We start from the raw sequence: 16,960 nt of genomic DNA, 5'->3' as shown, positions 1-16,960 counted from the left end.
GGATGACGGCCAGGGGTCCGTCACGGGTTCGCCCAGGCTCAGGAGTCGAGAGCTCAGGGAGAGTCGAGAGCTCAGGAGCAGTCGAGAGCTCGGGAAGGATCGAGGGTGACGCTCACGTCGAGCCCTCCCGCCGGGAGGGGCCGGATCTCCAGCGTGCCCCGGTGCGCCTCGACGATGGCGGCCACGATCGACAGGCCCAGCCCCAGGCCGTCGCCACCGGCTTTCCTGCCGGCGTCCAGGCGCTGGAAGGGCTGCAGGAGCACGGGAAGCCGGTCGGCCGGGATCACCGGACCGCTGTTGGCGACCCTGAGGGCGGGTCGTCCGTACCGTACGGCGGTCTCCACCCTCACCCACCCGCCGGGGACGTTGTGCCGCAGAGCGTTGTCCAGCAGGTTGCCGGCCAGACGTTCTACCAGGGCGCGATCGCCGGAGGCGGGTGCCCGCCGGAGATCGGACTCGACGCGGGGGTCCGGACCCTCACGGTGGCCGACGGCCCGACCGGCGATCTCGGCCAGGTCGAAGGACTGCCGGTGACGCAGTCCCTGATGGCTGCGGGCCAGCGTGAGCAGCGCCTCGATGAGCCGCTCCTGATCCATGCCCGCGGCCAGCACGCGTTCCAGGACCTTCCGCAGGGACTCCGCGTCGGCCGCCGGGTCGGCGAGCGCCACCTCGGCCATGGCCCGCTGCAGCGTCAACGGGGTGCGCAACTCGTGGGAGGCGTTGGCGACGAACCGCCGCTGAGCGGTGAACGCGGCCTCCAGCCGGTCCAGTAGCTCGTCGAAGGTGTCGGCCAGCTCTTTGAGCTCGTCGTCCGGTCCGGACGCGGCCAGCCGCCGGTCGAGCCGGTCGGCCGTGATGCGCCGGACCGTGGCGGTCATCTCCCCCAGCGGCCGCAGCACGCGGCCGGCCATGTGCCAGCCCAGCGGCACCGCCGCGAACGCCATGACCACCAGTGCGATCAGGGAGTTGACCAGCAGCCGGCGCAGGTGCCCGGCCTGCGCCGTCGTGGACGCCTGGGCCGGCGGTACGGGTCCGCCGGGCGACGCGGGGGCGACGGGCGCCCCGGGAAAGGGGGAGAACTCGACCAGGACGTAGATGAGGGCGACCAGCAGCACCCCCGCCACCAGGAACAGGCCGGTGTAGAGCAGGGCCAGGCGCAGCCGTACCGTCCGTCTCATATCCGGTATCCGGCCTGCGGGACCGTCTCGATCAGCGGCGGGTCGCCCAGCTTGCGGCGCAGCCTGCTGACCGTCACCTTCACGGTCTGCGTGAACGGGTCGGCGAACTCGTCCCAGCACCGCTCCAGCAGTTGCTCGGCGGAGACCACCGCGCCTCCTGCGGCCATGAGCAGCTCCAGTACGGCGAGTTCCTTGGGGCTCAGCGACAGCCGGCGCCCGTCACGGGTGGCGATCCTGGTGGCCGGGTCCAGCCGCAGGTCACCACGGACGAGCACCGGCGGGAGCGCCGGGCCCGCCCGTCTGACCAGCGCCCGGATCCGGGCGACCAGCTCGGCGAAGGCGAACGGTTTGGGAAGGTAGTCGTCGGCTCCGATGCCCAGCCCGGTCACCCTGTCCTCGATCGTCCCCGCGGCGGTGAGCATCAGCACCCGCGCCGGATGGCCTGTGCCGACCAGCGACCTGCACACCTCGTCGCCGTGCAGACCGGGCAGGTCCCGGTCCAGGACGACCACGTCGTAGTGGTTGACCGAGGCGCGGTCGAGCGCGGCGTGGCCGTCCAGCGCGACGTCGACGGCCATGCCCTCACGGCGCAGCCCCGTGGCCACCGTCAGGGCCAGCTCCTCGTGGTCTTCGACGATCAGCACCCTCATGATCTCCAGCATCCTCGTCGCCCGGTTACAGCGGGGTGACCGTCACCGTTGCGGTCCTGTAACCGGCCCTCGGCTTGTCTGGACCCATCGATGGAGACGAAGGGAGCGATCATGTTCGGTTCGACGATCGGAAAGGTGGTCCTCGCCGCCGCGGTGCTCGCGGCGGGAGCGGGCTGGGCGGTGGTCACCTCCGCCGAGGATCCCGCGGACGGCGGCGGGACGTTCACCGCGTGCATGCGTTCGCACGGGTCGCCCGGCTTCCCGGAGGTCTCGTTCTCCTCCGACGGGCTGGTCAACCTCGACATCAAGGGAGAGCGCGTCGACGCCGTGTCCCAGAAGTACGGGGCGGCGGTGAAGGCCTGCGAGCCGCTGCTGCCGGCCGGTTCCCGGCTTCCGGGGGCGCCCGCCGCGCCCGCCGCGCCGTCCGCCCCGGTGCCGCCCTCCTGAGGTTCCGCGAGAGGAGCCGGCCCGCGTGCCGGCGCGACGGCGGGTGCCGGGGCGGCGGGCGTCATAACCGGTGTGATCCAGGATCATGATCCGTTAGCGTTCGTACCCGGCACCCGTCCTGAACCCCCTGGAGGCCCGATGTTCGCCCTGCCCCTCACCGAGCACGCCGAGCTGCGGCCGCTCGACCCCTGGAGGGCCGAGGAGTTCCTCGCCCATCTGGATCGGGCGCGCGAGCACATCACGCCGTGGGTCTCGCCCCTGTTCGCCGCCTCCGACGTCGCCGGGGCCCGCGCCCTGTTGCAGCGCTACGCCGACAGATGGGCCCAGGACGCGGGCGGCATCTGGGGGATCTGGCTGGAGGGAACGCTCGTCGGCGGCGTGCTGTTCGTGTCGTTCGACGCGGCGCTGGGGCTCTGCGAGGCGGGCTGCTGGCTGGAGCCCGCCGCCGAGGGGCGCGGGCTGGTCAGCCGCGCCGCCGGGCAGATCATCGACTGGGCGGTGACGGAACGCGGCATCCAGCGCGTGGAGTGGCGGACCAATGCCCGCAACACCCGCAGCGTCAACGCGGCGAAGCGGCTGGGCATGTCGCTCGACGGCACCCTGCGCCAGGTGTATCCCGGCGACGGCGGCCGCATCGACATCCAGATCTGGTCGGTACTGGCCGAGGAGTGGCGGACGCGTGAGGCACGGGCGACCGCGGAACGGGCCGGTTCAGCGAACTGACGACGGTCCCTCGAACCCCGGAGCCAGGGCTCGCCTCCGGGGTCACGACCCGCTTCCGTACGGCGCGAGGTCCGTGGAGGACCCGCCTGTACCACTCCGGTCACCTCATCGAAGCCGAAGACGCCGGCTGACACCCGTCCACCTCATCACGGACCATCATGTGATCCCCTTCAGTCGTTCCCGTCCGCTCAGCCAGCACGGCAGACGAGAGCGCGGCGCGAAGATCCAGGCGTCGGAGAGGACGGTGCCGGCGTGCTCACGGAGCTCCGGGCCGAGACCACGAGGGGGCGTCACCCCGGAACGCCGCCGAAGCCGATCTCGTTGCCCTCCGCGTCCCGGTAGGTCACCTTGGTCACACCGCCGTCGTACGTCTCACGCCTGGCGGGCTCGACGCCTCGCCGCGCGATCTCGGCGACCCGGTCGTCCAGGTCGTCGACGAACGACAGCACCAGGGCGTTCCCCGCCCGTTCCGGGTCCTGAACGATGTAGACGTACCGGTTCTCGGCCACCTCCCACACCGCCTCGACGTCGTTCGGCAGGAACGAGGGCCCCCGGCCGAAGAGCCGCTCATACCACGGCAACGCCGCGGCGCAGTCGGTGACGGGGATGCCGACGAAGAGGTCACGTGCCATGCCGTCCTCCGTACGGGGCCGAGGTGTCGTCGGCACTGATTCTGACAGCGCCGGAAACCCCTCGGCACCCATCCGCGAGGCAGGGAACTCCGAGGGGGCCGGTGCCCGGCCTCACCCGCCGAGTTGCCGGCGGGCCTCCTTCTCCATCATCGCGGTGAAGCGCGCGTCGCGCTCGCCCTCCGCGCGCCGGGCCGTGTAGACGACGGTGTACCCGTCCGGGTCGGTGACGCGCAGGTCCCTGGTGTTCCAGGGGGTGTCGACGGGACCCTCGACCGTGCCGCCGCCGTGTGCGCGGGCCCGGTCGGCGAGGGCGTCGAGCTGCTCCAGTTCGGCCATCACGCCGATCGTCCAGCCCTCCCCCGGCTCGGCCTTGCCGGGACGCACCAGGATGTCCTGGTACCGCCAGCGGCGCAGGTGCACCAGCGCGGGCTCGCCGCCGGGTCCGGGCATGGTGAACAGCGATATGAAGTCCAGCCCGTTGACGTACCAGTCGACCGTGCGGTCGAGGTCGGCGACGGTCAGTGAGACGAAGGCGGGCATGCCGTAGATGTCGCGGGTGATCTCCGCGGGAATCGAATCCATGCGGCCCATCGTCGAGTCTCCAGCCGCTGGAAGGTCAAACGCTCCCCCGGCTCCTCTCCTCGCCGGGCGGCGCGCGGGGTTTTCGGACACGCGCCTCGCCCGGTACGGCGCGTCCGGGGAGCGGTCTCCGGCCAAAACGTGGTGCGGCGTCGCGGGAGACCGAAGTATCGTCGGCGGCCATGACCCTTCCCCGCGTTCGTCCTCCCTTCGTCGCCGATGAGCGGACCCAGCTCGTCGGCTGGCTCGACATGCAGCGCGCACTCGTCCGATGGAAATGCGAGGGGCTGCCGGAGGAGGACGCGTACCGGCCGGTGCTGCCCACCTCGCCGCTGATGACGGTGGCCGGGCTGGTCTCCCACATGCGCTGGACCGAGCACTGCTGGTTCGAGGTCCTCTTCCTGGGCCGCCCGGCCGACGGCAACCCGCAGTTCGACGAGGACGTGGACGACGCCGACATGCGGGTCGAGGGAGTCCCGCTCGCCCGGCTGCTCGACGAGTTCGAGCGGCAGTGCCGGATCTCCAACGAGATCATCGCCGCCCACGCACTGGACGACGTGGGCAAGCACCCCGAATACCGGTCGGCCGGCGCGACCCTGCGCTGGATGCTGATCCACATGGTCGAGGAGACCGCCCGGCACGTGGGCCACCTCGACACCGTCAGGGAACTGCTCGACGGCACCAAGGGTTACTACTGAGCCCCCGCCGTCGATCGCCGGCTCTCCCGCCCCGCGCCGGTGAGGTCCTCTTCCCTCGCTTCAGGCAGCCGTCACGCCGCTGCGAGGGCGGCCAAGGGGCGAAACCGTCCTACGAGGCCGCACGCCGCAGACCGCGGAGAACCCACGGCGGGCAGTCCGCGGTCGACTCGGCCTCGGCGACGGTGAGCCAGACGAACCCGGCCACCTCCTCCGCCGAGGCGGCCACGGGCTCGGCGTGCGCCGGCAGCTCGCCCCGGAACACCACGTTGATCACCGGGTCGCCGTCGTCGGTCACGAAGAATCCGCTTCCCGCATAGACGAGCGCGGCTCCCGTCATGTCGACGCCGATCTCCTCCGCCACCTCCCGGCGCGTCGTCTCCTCCAGCACGTCGGCTCCGGCTCCGTCGAGTTCGACCTTGCCGCCGACACCGGCGAGGGCACCGGGAGCATGGGACTCCCCCATCCCACGCCGGATGAGCAGCCAACGGCCGTCCCTCTCCAGGAAGACCTCGACGTTCACGACGAAGGCCGGCCGGCCTCCTCGCGTCGTGCAGGCCGACACGCCGGATGTGTGAGTGCTCATGCTCGGAACTGTACGCGTGAAGGAGAACGAGAGGTTCGTGGATTCGGAGGAGGCCGTCCCGCCCCGCGGCCCTCCGGCCGGTGTCATGCGCGCGTTCCCCCGAGCGCGGCGGTGAGTTCGCCGGTGGTGGTGATGGCGTGGGCGAACGTGGGGCCGTTCAGCTCGTGGGCGGCGTGCATCATCTCGGGGAGGAACGCCGCGGTGGCGTCCCGGACCAGCGTGACGTGGTATCCGAGCTCCATGGCGAATCGGCCGGTGGACTCGATGCAGGTGTTGGCCAGCAGGCCGACGAGCACGACGTGGGTGACGCCGTGCTGCTTGAGCTGGAAGTCGAGGTCGGTGTTGGCGAACCCGCTCTGCGCCCAGTGCTCCCCGGTCACCACGTCGCCGGGCTGCGGCTGGAACTCGGGGTGGAACTCCCCGCCCCAGGTGCCGCGGGCGAAACTGTGCCGCTCCATGATGGCGCGCTGGGTGGGGTTGGGGTGGTTCCAGGTCTCGTAGTCGCCCGGCTCCCAGCGGCGGTGCGGGACGAACACCACCCGTACGCCGGCGTCCCGGGCCGTTTCGATCACGGAACGCAGATGGTCCAGCAGCCCGACCTGCCTGGCCACGGACTCCACGCGCGGCCAGATCTTGCCGCCTTCGGACAGGAAGTCGTTGTAGGGGTCGACCAGCAGGACGGCGGTGTGGCGGGGGTCATATGTCCGGGACATTGATCCGCTCCATTTCGGATGACGAAAACATCCGCAATCAAGGCTATTCCCCTCCCCCGCGGATCAGGGCGTCGGGTGAGGCATGACGTCACCCCGCCGCGCGCGGAGCACCTCGCGGCCACGCCGCGACTCCGGCGCAGCTCATGGCGTTCGGCGATCCTCATGCCCGTCCGCCTTCCCCATCCGTCACCGGCCGGGCCGGCGAAACACGTTCCAGGGACCGCAGCAGGTCTCGGACGTCGCGGGCGTCGGGGTGGCCGGCGCCGTGCACGGCTTCCAGATCGGTGAGCAGGGGACGCAGGACGGCGCGCGCCCGGCCGTAGTCGCCCAGCCGGGTGAGGAGCGTGCCGAGTTCCCTGCGCAGTTCCAGGACGAACCCGTCGCGATCCCCCAGCGCCGGCCGCGCGTCGCGGAGCAGGCCGTCCATCTGCGAGAGCGCGACCCGGTGCCGCCCGAGCGCCGCCGCGCAGAGCGCCCGGTTGAGGCGGCAGCCCAGCACCGCCGGGTGGACGGCTCCCAGCAGCGCCGACAGCCGGGGCAGGAGGTCGTCGTAGTCCTCGGCCGCCCGCCGGTAGTCCCTGGCCGCGAAGCGTGAGCCGGCCAGCCGCATGCGCAGCGCGAAGACCACCGGATCCTCCGGCGTAAGGACGCCCCCGGCCCCGGCGAGCGCGCTTTCGAGCAGTTCGACCGCCTGACTGAACCGTCCTTCGAGGGCGAGTTCCTCGGCGCGCTCGTTCGCCGCCCGCAGCTCCGCCTCGGAGAGGCTCCGCCCGGGTCCGGCATCCCGTATCGAGGCGCGGGGGCCGGTCAACGCGGTCTCGGCGACGCGCTCGGCGACGGCGGCGTACATCCGCAGCGGGTCGGGCGACGGCGGCGCGGCCGTCACACCGGGCAATGGCGGTGGGGCCGTCACGAACGGCAGCAGCCTCCCGTACACCTCCGCCGCGTCCACGGGCCGGTCGGCGGCGCTCTTGGCCAGCAACTCCAGGACCAGCCGTTCGATCTCGGAGGGCACATCCGCGCGGAGCGACCGCAAGGGGGTGGGCGCCTCGGTGTAGTGGCGGCCGACCTCGGCGGCGGTGTACGCCGACTCGAAGACCCGCGACCCGGTCAGCAGCTCGTGCAGCACGCAGCCCAACGCGTACAGGTCGCTTCGCGGACTGGCCAGACCCGTGACGGCCAGCTCGGGCGACATGTAGTGCGGCGTGCCGACGGTCTGCCCGTCCTGGGTGATCTGAGTGACGTCCGCCGAGCCCAGCATCGCGACGACGCCGAAGTCGAGGACCTTGACCGTGCCGTCGGCGCACAGGACCAGGTTGGTCGGCTTGAGATCGCGGTGGATGAGCGAGCGGGCGTGCGCGACCGTCAGGACCGCGCAGATCTGGGCGGCGATCGCCGCCGCCCAGGCGACCGGGAGCGGGTGATGGCAGGCGATCAGATCGTCGACGCGGAAGCCCTCGACGAGTTCCATCACCAGGTAGAGGTCACCGTCATGGGTACCGAGGTCATGGATGACCGGAACCCCGGGATGCCCGATCCGCGCGGTGACCCGGGCCTCACGGCGGAAGCGCCGCTCGGCCTCCTCACGCAGTTCCGGGGTGGGGAACCGCTCCGTACGGATGAACTTGACCGCGACGTGCCGGTCCAGCGACCGGTCGAAGCCCTTCCAGACCTCGCCGTAACCGCCGCGGCCGAGGTAGTCGGCCAGCTCGTACCGGTCGCCGACGACGTCTCCCCGGTTCACGCGCCCCCCTTCCGGAAGAAATCTGTCTCCCCCGGGGGGAAACCCGCCGCCTCGGAGAGGAGACCTGTCCCTTTCGGGAGAAGACTCGTCCCCTGAAGGCCCGCTCCCTCCCTGAAACGGCGCCCAGCGGCCGTCACAGCCCCTCGCTGTCGCGGATCATCCGGTAGACCTGCCGACGCCCGATCTCAGTGATCCGCGACCGGAACAGCGAGTCGTCGTAGAAGCGCTGCATCAGGCCGGTGTTGCCGGTGTGCCGGTCGATGACGACCTTCTCCAGATGGTCGGCGAACACCTCGCCGAAGTTGGCCTCGTCGTTGACGAGGGCGGCCTGCCGGAGCGCGTCGGCGCCCGCCGCCTCACGGAACTGCTGCTCCACCCAGACCTGGTCCGCCTCCGACAGGCCCAGGCCGTACCTGTCGTTGAACGCGGCGATCAGGTCGCGCAACGAGGCCGTCTCCGGCTCGGGGGCCGCGCCTCCTCCGCCGTCCGGACCGGGGATCGTCACCTCTTCCGCCTCGGAGAGGCTGATGTCGTGCTCACCGGTCAGGCTGATCCTCAGGTGGGTGAGGTCGATCTCGCCGATGTCCACCGCCGGGTCCTCCCGGCGCGGCAGCCGGTTCAGCAGGAAGCGGCCGAACAGGTACAGCCGCTCCAGATCGGGGTCGACGTACGGCACGACCTGCGACAGGAAACCGTACAGACGGACGTATCCGCGCAGGTCACCGCGGAACTCTTCGGCCGCGTCCCCGCCGTTCTCGGCGTCCTCGCGCTGCCGTTCGACGAAGCGCCGCACCGCGGGCCCGGTCAGCCGGTACAGCTCGGCGTGCGCCTTCTCCAGCTCCCGCCGGGTCGCCGAGGTCCGTTCGGCCCGCAGGTAGCCCTCGGCCAGGGCCTGCATCTCCGACTCCACCAGCAGGGCGTGCCCGAGCACGGCCGCCTCCCGGGTGTACAGCAGGTTGGGGTCGATCCGCTCGGTGGCGCTGCCCTCGTAGTACGGCCGGAACGCCTCCTGGATCTCCTCGGCCTCGTTCGCGAAGTCGAGCACGAACACGTCGCCCTGCGACTTGAGCCGGTGCGTACGGTTCAGCCGCGACAGCGTCTGCACCGCCGCCACCCCGGCGAGCTTCTTGTCGACGTACATCGTGGTCAGCAGCGGCTGGTCGAACCCGGTCTGGTACTTGTCGGCGACGACCAGGATCCGGTACTCCGTCTTCTCCGCCGCGCCCGGCGAGGGATCGTCGGCGCGGCAGTAGCCGAACCGCTCCGGCAGTTCCCGCTCGCTGAAGCCGTTGAGGCGTGACTCGGTGTACTCCACCCCGTCGACCTTCAGCGTCTGGGAGAAGGCGATGAGCGTGCCACAGTCGGAGTAGCCGTTCGCGGCGACGTGGTCGCGGATCGCCTGGCCGAGCCGTACGGCGTGCTCGCGCGAGCGGGTGACCACCATGGCCTTGGCCCGGCCGCCCATCCGCCCGGCGGTGTGCCGGCGGAAGTGCTCGACGATGATCTGCGCCCGCTGCTGCATGCTCGTCGGGTGCAGCTCGGCGAACCGGGTGAGCAGCGCCTGCCCCTTGCGCCGGTCGACCTCACGGTCGTCGGGTTCGGTGCTGGCCAGCCGCCAGAACGTCGCGTAGGTGACGTAGTTCTTCAGCACGTCGAGGATGAAGCCCTCCTCGATCGCCTGCCGCATGGAGTAGGCGTGGAAGGCACGCGGCTTGCCGTCCTCGCCGGGCACGCCGAAGAGGGTCAGCGTCTTGCCCTTCGGCGTCGCGGTGAACGCGAAATACGACAGGTTGTCATGCCTGCCCCGGGCGAGGGCGCTCGCGGTCAGCAGGTCGCCGTCCTCGTCGATGTCATCGGTGCTCGCGGCGCCGGCCGCGTCAACAGGCGCGGTATCTGGTGTGGCACCGGACACGTCGCCGGACACGGTGCCGCCGCCGAGCTTGAGCAGCACCCGCTTGAGCGCCGCCGCCCCCTCGCCGGACTGCGACGAGTGCGCCTCGTCCACGATGACCGCGAACCGCCGACCGCGCAGGCCCTCGATCTTCTGCAGGACATGAGGGAACTTCTGCAGGGTGGTGATGACGACCTTGGCCGTCTCCCCCTGCAGCGCCTCGGCAAGCTGGTCGGAATGCTGGTCGATCCGCCGGACGACACCCGGTGTGTGCTCGAACTGGTAGATCGTCTCCTGGAGCTGGCGGTCCAGCACCACCCGGTCGGTGATCACGATGACCTTGTCGAAGACAGGCTGGTCAGGCTCATATCCCTTGGCCAGCGCGGTCTCGTCGATCCCGGCGAGGGCGGCCGGGGTGTGGAGGCCGGACAGCGCGTGCGCGAGCCAGGCGATCGTGTTGGACTTGCCCGACCCCGCCGAGTGCTGGACGAGGTAGTTGTGGCCGGCGCCGTATCGCCTGGCGTGCCCGGTCAGGGTCTGCACGGCGTGCCACTGGTGGAACCGGGGGAAGATCAACGGCAGCCGGTGGGCCTTGCCCGGGGACGGCTTGCGGCCCTTGCCTTTCCTGACGTCCTCGTCGTCGACGTGCAGGAACCGCCTGAGCAGGTCGAGCCAGGTGTCGGGGCGCCAGATCCGCGTCCAGAGGTAGGCGGTCCGGTAGGCGCTCACGCCGTCAGGGGTGCTCGTGACGTACGGATAACCCGAGTCAGCCGTGCCGGGGACATCCGGGTTGCCCGCGCCGCCCGGCCTGCCCGGGCCGGCCGTACCCATGTTGAACGGCAGGAAGCGGGTCCGCTCCCCCGCCAGCCGGGTGGTGACGAACACCAGGTCGGGGTCCACGGCGAAGTGGACGAGCGCCCGCCGGGCGAACAGCAACTCCTGGGGGTCGCGGTCCTCACGGTACTGCCGCTTGGCGTGCTCTACGGTCTGGCCGGTGAGCGGGTTCTTCAGCTCGGCCGTGGCGACCGGGATCCCGTTGACGAACATGGCCAGGTCGAGGGTGTCGGCCGTCTTCGCCGAGTAGCGGAACTGGCGGACCACGCTAAGGATGTTCTTGCCGTACGGTTCCAGCGCGTCGGCGGCGACGGTGTGCGCGGGCCGGAAGTAGGCCAGCCGGAACAGGACGCCCCGGTCCTTGACGCCGTGCCGCAGCACCTCCAGCGCGCCCTCGTCGTCGATCGCCCTGGCCACCCGCTCGACCAGCCGCCGCGCGGCCACCGCCTCGTTCCCGGCATGCGCGACGACCAGCCGCCGCCACTCCTTAGGCTGCGTCGCCCGCACGAAGTCGAGCAGCTCCTGCGTGTTCAGCCCGAGGGCGTGGTCGTAGAGGTCGTTCGAGCCTTTCAGCCAGCCCGCGTCGATCAGCGCCGACTCGATGGCGTCCTCGAAGACCTTCTCGTGGTGCACGGGGGGCACGGTCACCGGTCCTTCAGGTTCTGAGGTTCTCGGGGGTCTCGGGTTCCTCGGGCGGAAAACTTCAGAGCCCACAATTGAAACAGAAGACGCGGGACGATGGGGGATATTTATGGAACGTTCCGAATATTCCTCCCCAAGCGGACTGCCCGGGGTTCGGGTTACCCCGAAGGCAACAACCGGGGAAGCGCTCGAAGAGCGGATGGTGAGGCGGAGATCAGTCGGCGGAAGAGGGTTCGGGGGTGCCGTTGGGCCAGATACAAGGAGAGGTGACGCCCATGTTCAATACGTCGTCGTCGCCAGTCGGTGCGAGGGAGAGCAGAAAGTCGTCAGGCCGGGAGCGTCCTGAGATGTTCAGGCCGTTCGCGGAGACCGCCCCGATGTAGTGGCCTTGTTGTTTCCAATACCGCTCGACCTGCCGGGCCACCTCGGGTACTTGCTCCTTGGGGATGTCTCGCAAATAGTAAGAGCGGGCGATCACCACGCGGTCCTCGGAGCCTCCGTCAGTAGGATCGAGACAACCGTTGACGTTGAGGCTGGGGCGATCGAGATCCAGCCGAGGCGTCGGCGTGATCACCGCAGCCGTCTCCTTGATGAGCTGCTCGACACGAGCCAGCGCCTGAGCCTGGGTCATCGTGGGCTCCTGCACAGCTCCTCCTCCGGTACAGCCAGTGACGAGGACGGCAATGACAACGAGTATCGCGGTGAGGCGTGGCATCTAATCTCCGGCCGGGGTTGGCGAAGGTTGCGGCTGCGGCGACGGCCTTCCGTTCGTCAACGCATTCACTGGTGGAGCGGGAGGCATGGCAGGAGAGGGAGGGCTCTGCCTCTGGGTAGTAGGAGGCGCCTGAAGAGAGTCGTACTTACCGTCGATCAGATACCCGATGTTCTTCAGCGATATGGAGTTAGCGCTCCAGTACTTCGAGTGCCCCTTGAAGGTGTAGGCGGCGTCTCCCGAGTCCTCGACATAGAACTGCCGGGCGCCGAACTCGGCCGAACTCGGGTCTACGCCAAGTGGGCCGCTCATTGCGGGAAGGTGCGGCGCATCGTCGTCAAGGGTCCCGGTGAACTGAAGAGGCATGGAGCCTATGTCTCCCACCGGATCGTTGGGAGCCTCTCCCACCCATACCGAGCCGACCCCCAGGTCTCTCGCTCTCGCGGCACCCACACCGGGACTTCCCACAAAGATCACCTGGTCAGCGAAAGCACCCGGGCGCTGTTTGGCGGCCAAGCCTGTGACAGTGGAGCCGTAGCTGTGTCCAAGCACGGTGAAGCGGGCGTCTGAGGATGCGTCATGGGCGGCACGTAGGCCATCGGCGAAGCTGGCGAGCGCCGGAGCACCTTCTTTGGCCGCATTGTCGTTGACGACCGTCCTGCTCAAGCTGAAAGTCGATCCCCACTGCGGGGCCTCATAGCCGAGCCAGGCGATAGATGCGATCTTCTTGTTCTCCTGGAACCTGCGTGCCTGGTCCCACATGACGGCAGCACGATTGGCGTCCCCAGCGAAGCCTTCCAAAGTGGTTCCGGTTCCGGGGACGTAGGTGACCAAGTTGTCAGCCTCATCGGGATCTCCGAATGAGATGGCGGTCTTACCTGGGCCCCCCAACTCCAGTTGCAGCAGGAAGGCTGGAGGCCGACCGTTCTGCCCGCCGAGCGCCATCCCCTTCTCCACCGCCGCCAGCTGCCGCATCTTCAGCTCCTGCTCCTCGATCGACCCCTTCACTCGCTCCGAGGACTCGCGCAGTTGCTCCAGTCTCTGGCTGAGACCGTACTTCTGGTAAGGATCACGGATGCCCGCCATCTGGTCGTTGAGCTTCTTCATCTCCGCCCCCAGCGCGGCCGAGGAGGCGCGGAGACGCTGTAGCTCCGGCGGGATCGCGACCTTCTGGGCGGCGAGATACGCCCGGTTGGCCTTGTCACGGTCCACCGCGGGGAGCCCGTTCAGGCCGCCGACCAGGCCCGGGGAGGCGTTCATCAACTGACCTTGCGCCAGCGGGCCGAGCTGCCGCCACCACACGCTGAGCCGTCCGGCGAGCGTCTTGTCCTTACCGGTCTTCTGCAGGTCCGCCAGCGCTTTCAGCGCCGTGACGTCCCCGCGGGCCGCGGCGGCGGTCAGCCTGCCCACCCCGTTGGAGTCTGGCGCGTGCCCGCCGAACAGGCCGAAGGCGGCCGTCGCCTGAGAGGCGGTGCCGATGTCGTGGGTCTGCTGGATCACCGCCAACCGCTGCCGCAGGTCGCGGACCTGCTCCTCAGCCCAGACGCCGGCGTCGCCGACCTGCCGCACGGAGGGCGAGGCGACGCACAGCGCGGACAGTTCGGCGGTGAGCCGCTGCCCGGCGCCGATCAGCTCCGGTCCGGCCCGCTGGAGGTCGGCCACCAGGCGGCCCATCGCCGCGACGTCCATCCCGGAGAAGGAGGACGGCCGGGCCGCCGCCGTAGCGACCGATGTGGAGAACGAGGGCGCCTGCGCCTGGCCGCCGAGCTGCCTGATCCGCCGCGCCATCTCCTCGGCCGCGTCCTGGAAGGCCGACTGCAATGCCGTACGGCGGGCCGCGAGCGCCTGGGCGAACGCCGGCGCTCCCCCGCCGACCCAGGCGTTGGCCACCATGTACCGCACGGACGAGTCCAGCGCCGCCGCATGGCTCCGGCCGAGCTGAGTGATCCGCGACAACGCCGCTTCCAACTCCGCAGTCGCATTCGCCGCCACAATGCGTCAGAGTCTCACGCAAGGTCATCCGGGATCAAGGTCTGGCGTTGAAGTCTCCCGAAACAGACATTCCCGATATACGGCCCCTACAAAAGCGATTTACCGCCGAAACGATGAGGGTCCCGCCAACCAGCCGGGAAGGTGGCAGCGGAAACCCGATCGGACAGCCGTCATGCCCTTCTTGCCGGATTTCAAGGACGACGGCGTGAACCTCAACGCTCGCCGCTCGCAACCATTCGGGTGCCCGCCATGACCACGTCCGGGCACGCTGAACGCATGCATTCCGAGTTAAAGAAAGAGAGCGTGGAAGAGGCTCTCCAAGCGTGCGCGACGCTGAGCAGATACCACTACACGCCCAACCCGGACCTCTTCCCGCTCGGCGAGCGGTGGATCACCCGTGCGGAGCGGAGCGTGGCGTCCATCCGCCGCTTCGTGCGCGACACAGCCGACGACTGGGACGCGGCCGGGGAGGCCCCGGAGATCGCCGAACTGCTCGTCTCGGAGCTGGCCACCAACGCCATGGCGTACGGCACGGCCGACGCCCCCGCCCGCAACGTCATCCGGGTCACGGTCGGCAAGCTGGGCGCGCTGCTCGTCGTGGACGTCTACGACTCCTGCGTCGAGATCCCCCGGATGCGCAGACCGTCCGACCTGGAGACCTCCGGCCGCGGCCTGTCCATCGTCGAGGACCTCTCCCACAACTGGGGCTGGACCCTCAACCCGTACGGCAAGTCCGTCTGGTTCCAGCTCCTCGCCTGGCCCTGAACACCTGATCGGCCGGGACCCCGGCCCGGCGGAAGGCCGAGGCCACCGTACGACGGGCCTCCGCCGAGGTGGACGCCGTGGACGCCGGCCTTCGCGGCCGGGGTCTGCTGGCTGCCGCCGTCGCGGTGACGGCCGGGCGGCGTTCTCATCCGTCCCATGCGGACACCGAATTATCGATGGCGATATATCCGGGCAGACCATATCAGAGCGCCGAATCAAGCAGGCCGATCTTTCTTGCGATTCACCACAAACGATGATATGGAGGAATGGACACCTTCAATCGAAAAGAGGGCGAATGAAGGCTGTTCGGCGCCTGGGAAATACTCCGAAAGAGCGCGGCGACACCACTGCCGCCACAGGGTCACCGGATATCATCGAATTGGATGACGGAAACTTCGCCGTCATCGGGACCGATATCACCGACCAGCTCGGCGTGAATCCACTGCACGACGCACGATGTGCCCCGGACGAACGGATCGTACTGATCTCACGCGCCACGCTGATCTCGGCGAAGAGCGACATTCCGGAGCAGTAGATGCGTCCTCCGCGGTGGGCAACGACATCGGGCCGGCGACTGGACCTCGACGAGTTCGGGACGTGCTTCCTGGACGCCTGGTCACGCACGGACAAGCGGTTCCTCAAGCTCGAATGCCGGCAGAGCTACCGAGAGCGCGACATCACGACCTCCCAGGCCGCCTACGAGCGGGGTGACCTCACCGAGGCCGAACGGCTGCTCCGGACGGAGTCGGAGGCCGAGCGGTCACTGTACGAGGACGTCGAGCGAAGAGGCATCGACTACGCCCGGATCCGCTTGATCCAGGAGCCGCTGACGCCCTATCTCGACTACGAGCTGATCGCCTACCGCATCCGGATGAAGATCGGTGAGAACATCGAAATCGTGCGCTGCGATCCCGCGATGAGGCTTCCCGACGATGAGCATTTCGATTTCCTCCTCTTCGACCGGCACACGGCGCTGATCCATGATTACGGGGAGATCGGCCTTCAGTCGGGCGGATGGGTGACGCACGAACCCGATGTGATCGCCGCGCTGGAGAAGAAGGCAACCGAACTTCGGCGGCGCGCCGTACCGTTCGAGGAGTTCATGGCCGATATTTGATCGGGCATGGACGGCGGGCGGTCCTCCGGATACGTTCCGATGATGAGTCGCCGCCGGTGGTTGAGAGCCGTCGCCCTTTCCTCCGCTCCGATTCTCGGTATCGCATTGGTGGCGATTGTGCTGGTCATCCCTGCGATTCTGTTGCTCCGCTCCGACGCCGCGACCCTCGACAAGTGGTCGAAGATCGGAGAGGCGCTGTCGCCGATCGGCGTCTTCTTCTCCGGCGTCGCGTTCATCGGCATCGCCCTCACCCTCTTCCTCCAGGGCCGCGAGCTGCGCAACCAGCGCGAGGAGCTGACCATCGCGCGTGAGGAGCAGCAGCGCAGCAGCGAGATCGCGCTGCGTGAACTGCACACCAGCCTGATCAGGATGGCGATCGACGACGCCGAGCTGCGGGAGGTGTGGCCGCTGATGTCGCCGGGGGTCGAGGCGACGAAGAAGGACCACTACTGCAACCTGATCCTCAACCTGCAGAAGGTCGCCTACGAGACCCGGACCATCGAGCTGGCCGAACTGCGCGGCGCGCTCAGCCACCTGATGGAGAGCAGGGACATCTACCGTTTTTGGCAGAAGGCACGGACCGTACGGGTGACGGTCACCCGGGGCGACCAGGGCGAGGACTTCTTCACCGCCGAGGTCGACCGCGCCTTCGCCGCCGCCGTCCCTCCTCAGAACAGAGGCATCCTCCCCCGGCTTCAGAGCGCCGTCAGGCGGCTGCGCGGCAAGTAGCACCAAGGGCCCGATCGTCGCCGATGAGCGAACCCGGCTCGTCGGCCGACTCGACATGCAGCGCGCACTCGTTCGGTGGAAATGTGAGGGCTTGTCGGAGGAGGACGCCTACCGTCCGGTGCTGCCCGCCTCACCGCTGATGACGGTGACCGGCCTCGTCTCTCACATGCGCTGGACCGAGCACTGCTGGTTCGAGGTCCTCTTTCAGGACTGCCCGGACGACGGCGCTCCTTCGCCAACCTGCACGGGTCTCCTCTGCACAGGTAAACGCCGGGGGCTGGAGGCATGGAGCATCGGGAGGAGTCCAAGCGGCCGGATGGTGTCATGAGAG

Annotated in this window: 18 protein-coding genes; 8 read left to right on the top strand and 10 right to left on the bottom strand. The window is 69.3% G+C overall.

Annotated features, from left to right (window positions below; translation table 11 throughout):
* Positions 1-71: 71 nt before the first annotated feature.
* Complete coding sequence (locus ACZ6W9_RS08900; RefSeq protein WP_389969515.1) at positions 72-1,178, bottom strand: ATP-binding protein; 1,107 nt, start codon at positions 1,176-1,178, stop codon at positions 72-74.
* A complete protein-coding gene (locus tag ACZ6W9_RS08895) occupies positions 1,175-1,828 on the bottom strand; it encodes a response regulator transcription factor (protein WP_389969513.1) in 654 nt (217 codons plus the stop codon). Before ACZ6W9_RS08895 ends, ACZ6W9_RS08900 begins: the two co-directional genes overlap by 4 nt.
* 111 nt (positions 1,829-1,939) lie before the next feature.
* Here ACZ6W9_RS08895 and ACZ6W9_RS08890 point away from each other — a divergent pair, with 111 nt between their 5' ends.
* Together ACZ6W9_RS08890 and ACZ6W9_RS08885 are read left to right on the top strand one after the other, a co-directional pair.
* Positions 1,940-2,275 (top strand): hypothetical protein, encoded by a 336-nt coding sequence (locus ACZ6W9_RS08890; RefSeq protein WP_389969511.1) that lies wholly within the window; start codon positions 1,940-1,942, stop codon positions 2,273-2,275.
* A gap of 138 nt (positions 2,276-2,413) precedes the next feature.
* Positions 2,414-2,998 carry a GNAT family N-acetyltransferase gene (locus ACZ6W9_RS08885; protein ID WP_389969509.1) on the top strand — a complete coding sequence of 195 codons (585 nt, stop codon included), beginning with the start codon at positions 2,414-2,416 and terminating at the stop codon, positions 2,996-2,998.
* A gap of 290 nt (positions 2,999-3,288) precedes the next feature.
* Here ACZ6W9_RS08885 and ACZ6W9_RS08880 read toward each other — a convergent pair whose 3' ends face one another.
* Both ACZ6W9_RS08880 and ACZ6W9_RS08875 read right to left on the bottom strand, forming a co-directional pair.
* Complete coding sequence (locus tag ACZ6W9_RS08880; RefSeq protein WP_470117088.1) at positions 3,289-3,630, bottom strand: VOC family protein; 342 nt, start codon at positions 3,628-3,630, stop codon at positions 3,289-3,291.
* Between the two features lie 111 nt (positions 3,631-3,741).
* A complete protein-coding gene (locus ACZ6W9_RS08875) occupies positions 3,742-4,212 on the bottom strand; it encodes a VOC family protein (RefSeq protein WP_470117086.1) in 471 nt (156 codons plus the stop codon).
* Positions 4,213-4,391: 179 nt separating this feature from the next.
* On the opposite strand from ACZ6W9_RS08875, the gene ACZ6W9_RS08870 reads away from it, so the two are divergent.
* Positions 4,392-4,907 (top strand): DinB family protein, encoded by a 516-nt coding sequence (locus ACZ6W9_RS08870; RefSeq protein ID WP_389969498.1) that lies wholly within the window; start codon positions 4,392-4,394, stop codon positions 4,905-4,907.
* 109 nt (positions 4,908-5,016) lie between these two features.
* Here ACZ6W9_RS08870 and ACZ6W9_RS08865 read toward each other — a convergent pair whose 3' ends face one another.
* The 6 genes from ACZ6W9_RS08865 to ACZ6W9_RS08840 all read right to left on the bottom strand — a co-directional run bounded on the left by ACZ6W9_RS08865 (position 5,017) and on the right by ACZ6W9_RS08840 (position 14,018).
* Positions 5,017-5,490 (bottom strand): NUDIX hydrolase, encoded by a 474-nt coding sequence (locus ACZ6W9_RS08865; RefSeq protein ID WP_389969496.1) that lies wholly within the window; start codon positions 5,488-5,490, stop codon positions 5,017-5,019.
* An 83-nt stretch (positions 5,491-5,573) separates the two neighbouring features.
* The gene (locus tag ACZ6W9_RS08860) at positions 5,574-6,203 is read right to left on the bottom strand and encodes a cysteine hydrolase family protein (RefSeq protein WP_389969494.1); all 630 of its coding nucleotides are present in this window, start codon (positions 6,201-6,203) and stop codon (positions 5,574-5,576) included.
* Between the two features lie 160 nt (positions 6,204-6,363).
* Positions 6,364-7,947: a serine/threonine-protein kinase gene (locus ACZ6W9_RS08855; RefSeq protein ID WP_470117083.1), complete on the bottom strand. Its 1,584-nt coding sequence runs from the start codon at positions 7,945-7,947 to the stop codon at positions 6,364-6,366.
* A 133-nt stretch (positions 7,948-8,080) separates the two neighbouring features.
* Positions 8,081-11,320: a type I restriction endonuclease subunit R gene (locus ACZ6W9_RS08850; protein ID WP_470117081.1), complete on the bottom strand. Its 3,240-nt coding sequence runs from the start codon at positions 11,318-11,320 to the stop codon at positions 8,081-8,083.
* Positions 11,321-11,528: 208 nt separating this feature from the next.
* Positions 11,529-11,945: a hypothetical protein gene (locus ACZ6W9_RS08845; RefSeq protein WP_470117079.1), complete on the bottom strand. Its 417-nt coding sequence runs from the start codon at positions 11,943-11,945 to the stop codon at positions 11,529-11,531.
* An 84-nt stretch (positions 11,946-12,029) separates the two neighbouring features.
* Entirely contained in the window at positions 12,030-14,018 is a 1,989-nt protein-coding gene (locus ACZ6W9_RS08840; protein ID WP_470117077.1) for an alpha/beta hydrolase, read from the bottom strand.
* A gap of 303 nt (positions 14,019-14,321) precedes the next feature.
* Here ACZ6W9_RS08840 and ACZ6W9_RS08835 point away from each other — a divergent pair, with 303 nt between their 5' ends.
* From ACZ6W9_RS08835 to ACZ6W9_RS08815, 5 genes are all read left to right on the top strand, one after another.
* Entirely contained in the window at positions 14,322-14,783 is a 462-nt protein-coding gene (locus tag ACZ6W9_RS08835; RefSeq protein WP_470117075.1) for an ATP-binding protein, read from the top strand.
* A gap of 295 nt (positions 14,784-15,078) precedes the next feature.
* Positions 15,079-15,318: a hypothetical protein gene (locus ACZ6W9_RS08830; RefSeq protein ID WP_470117073.1), complete on the top strand. Its 240-nt coding sequence runs from the start codon at positions 15,079-15,081 to the stop codon at positions 15,316-15,318.
* Entirely contained in the window at positions 15,319-15,900 is a 582-nt protein-coding gene (locus ACZ6W9_RS08825) for a DUF6879 family protein (RefSeq protein ID WP_470117072.1), read from the top strand.
* Between the two features lie 117 nt (positions 15,901-16,017).
* Complete coding sequence (locus ACZ6W9_RS08820; protein ID WP_470117070.1) at positions 16,018-16,629, top strand: DUF6082 family protein; 612 nt, start codon at positions 16,018-16,020, stop codon at positions 16,627-16,629.
* A 13-nt stretch (positions 16,630-16,642) separates the two neighbouring features.
* Positions 16,643-16,957 carry a mycothiol transferase gene (locus ACZ6W9_RS08815; protein WP_470117197.1) on the top strand — a complete coding sequence of 105 codons (315 nt, stop codon included), beginning with the start codon at positions 16,643-16,645 and terminating at the stop codon, positions 16,955-16,957.
* Positions 16,958-16,960: the final 3 nt, after the last annotated feature.

Source organism: Streptosporangium sp. NPDC053982 (assembly GCF_055585205.1).
Note: the sequence above shows the minus strand (reverse complement) of the source record. Positions and strands in the feature narration are given on the sequence as shown.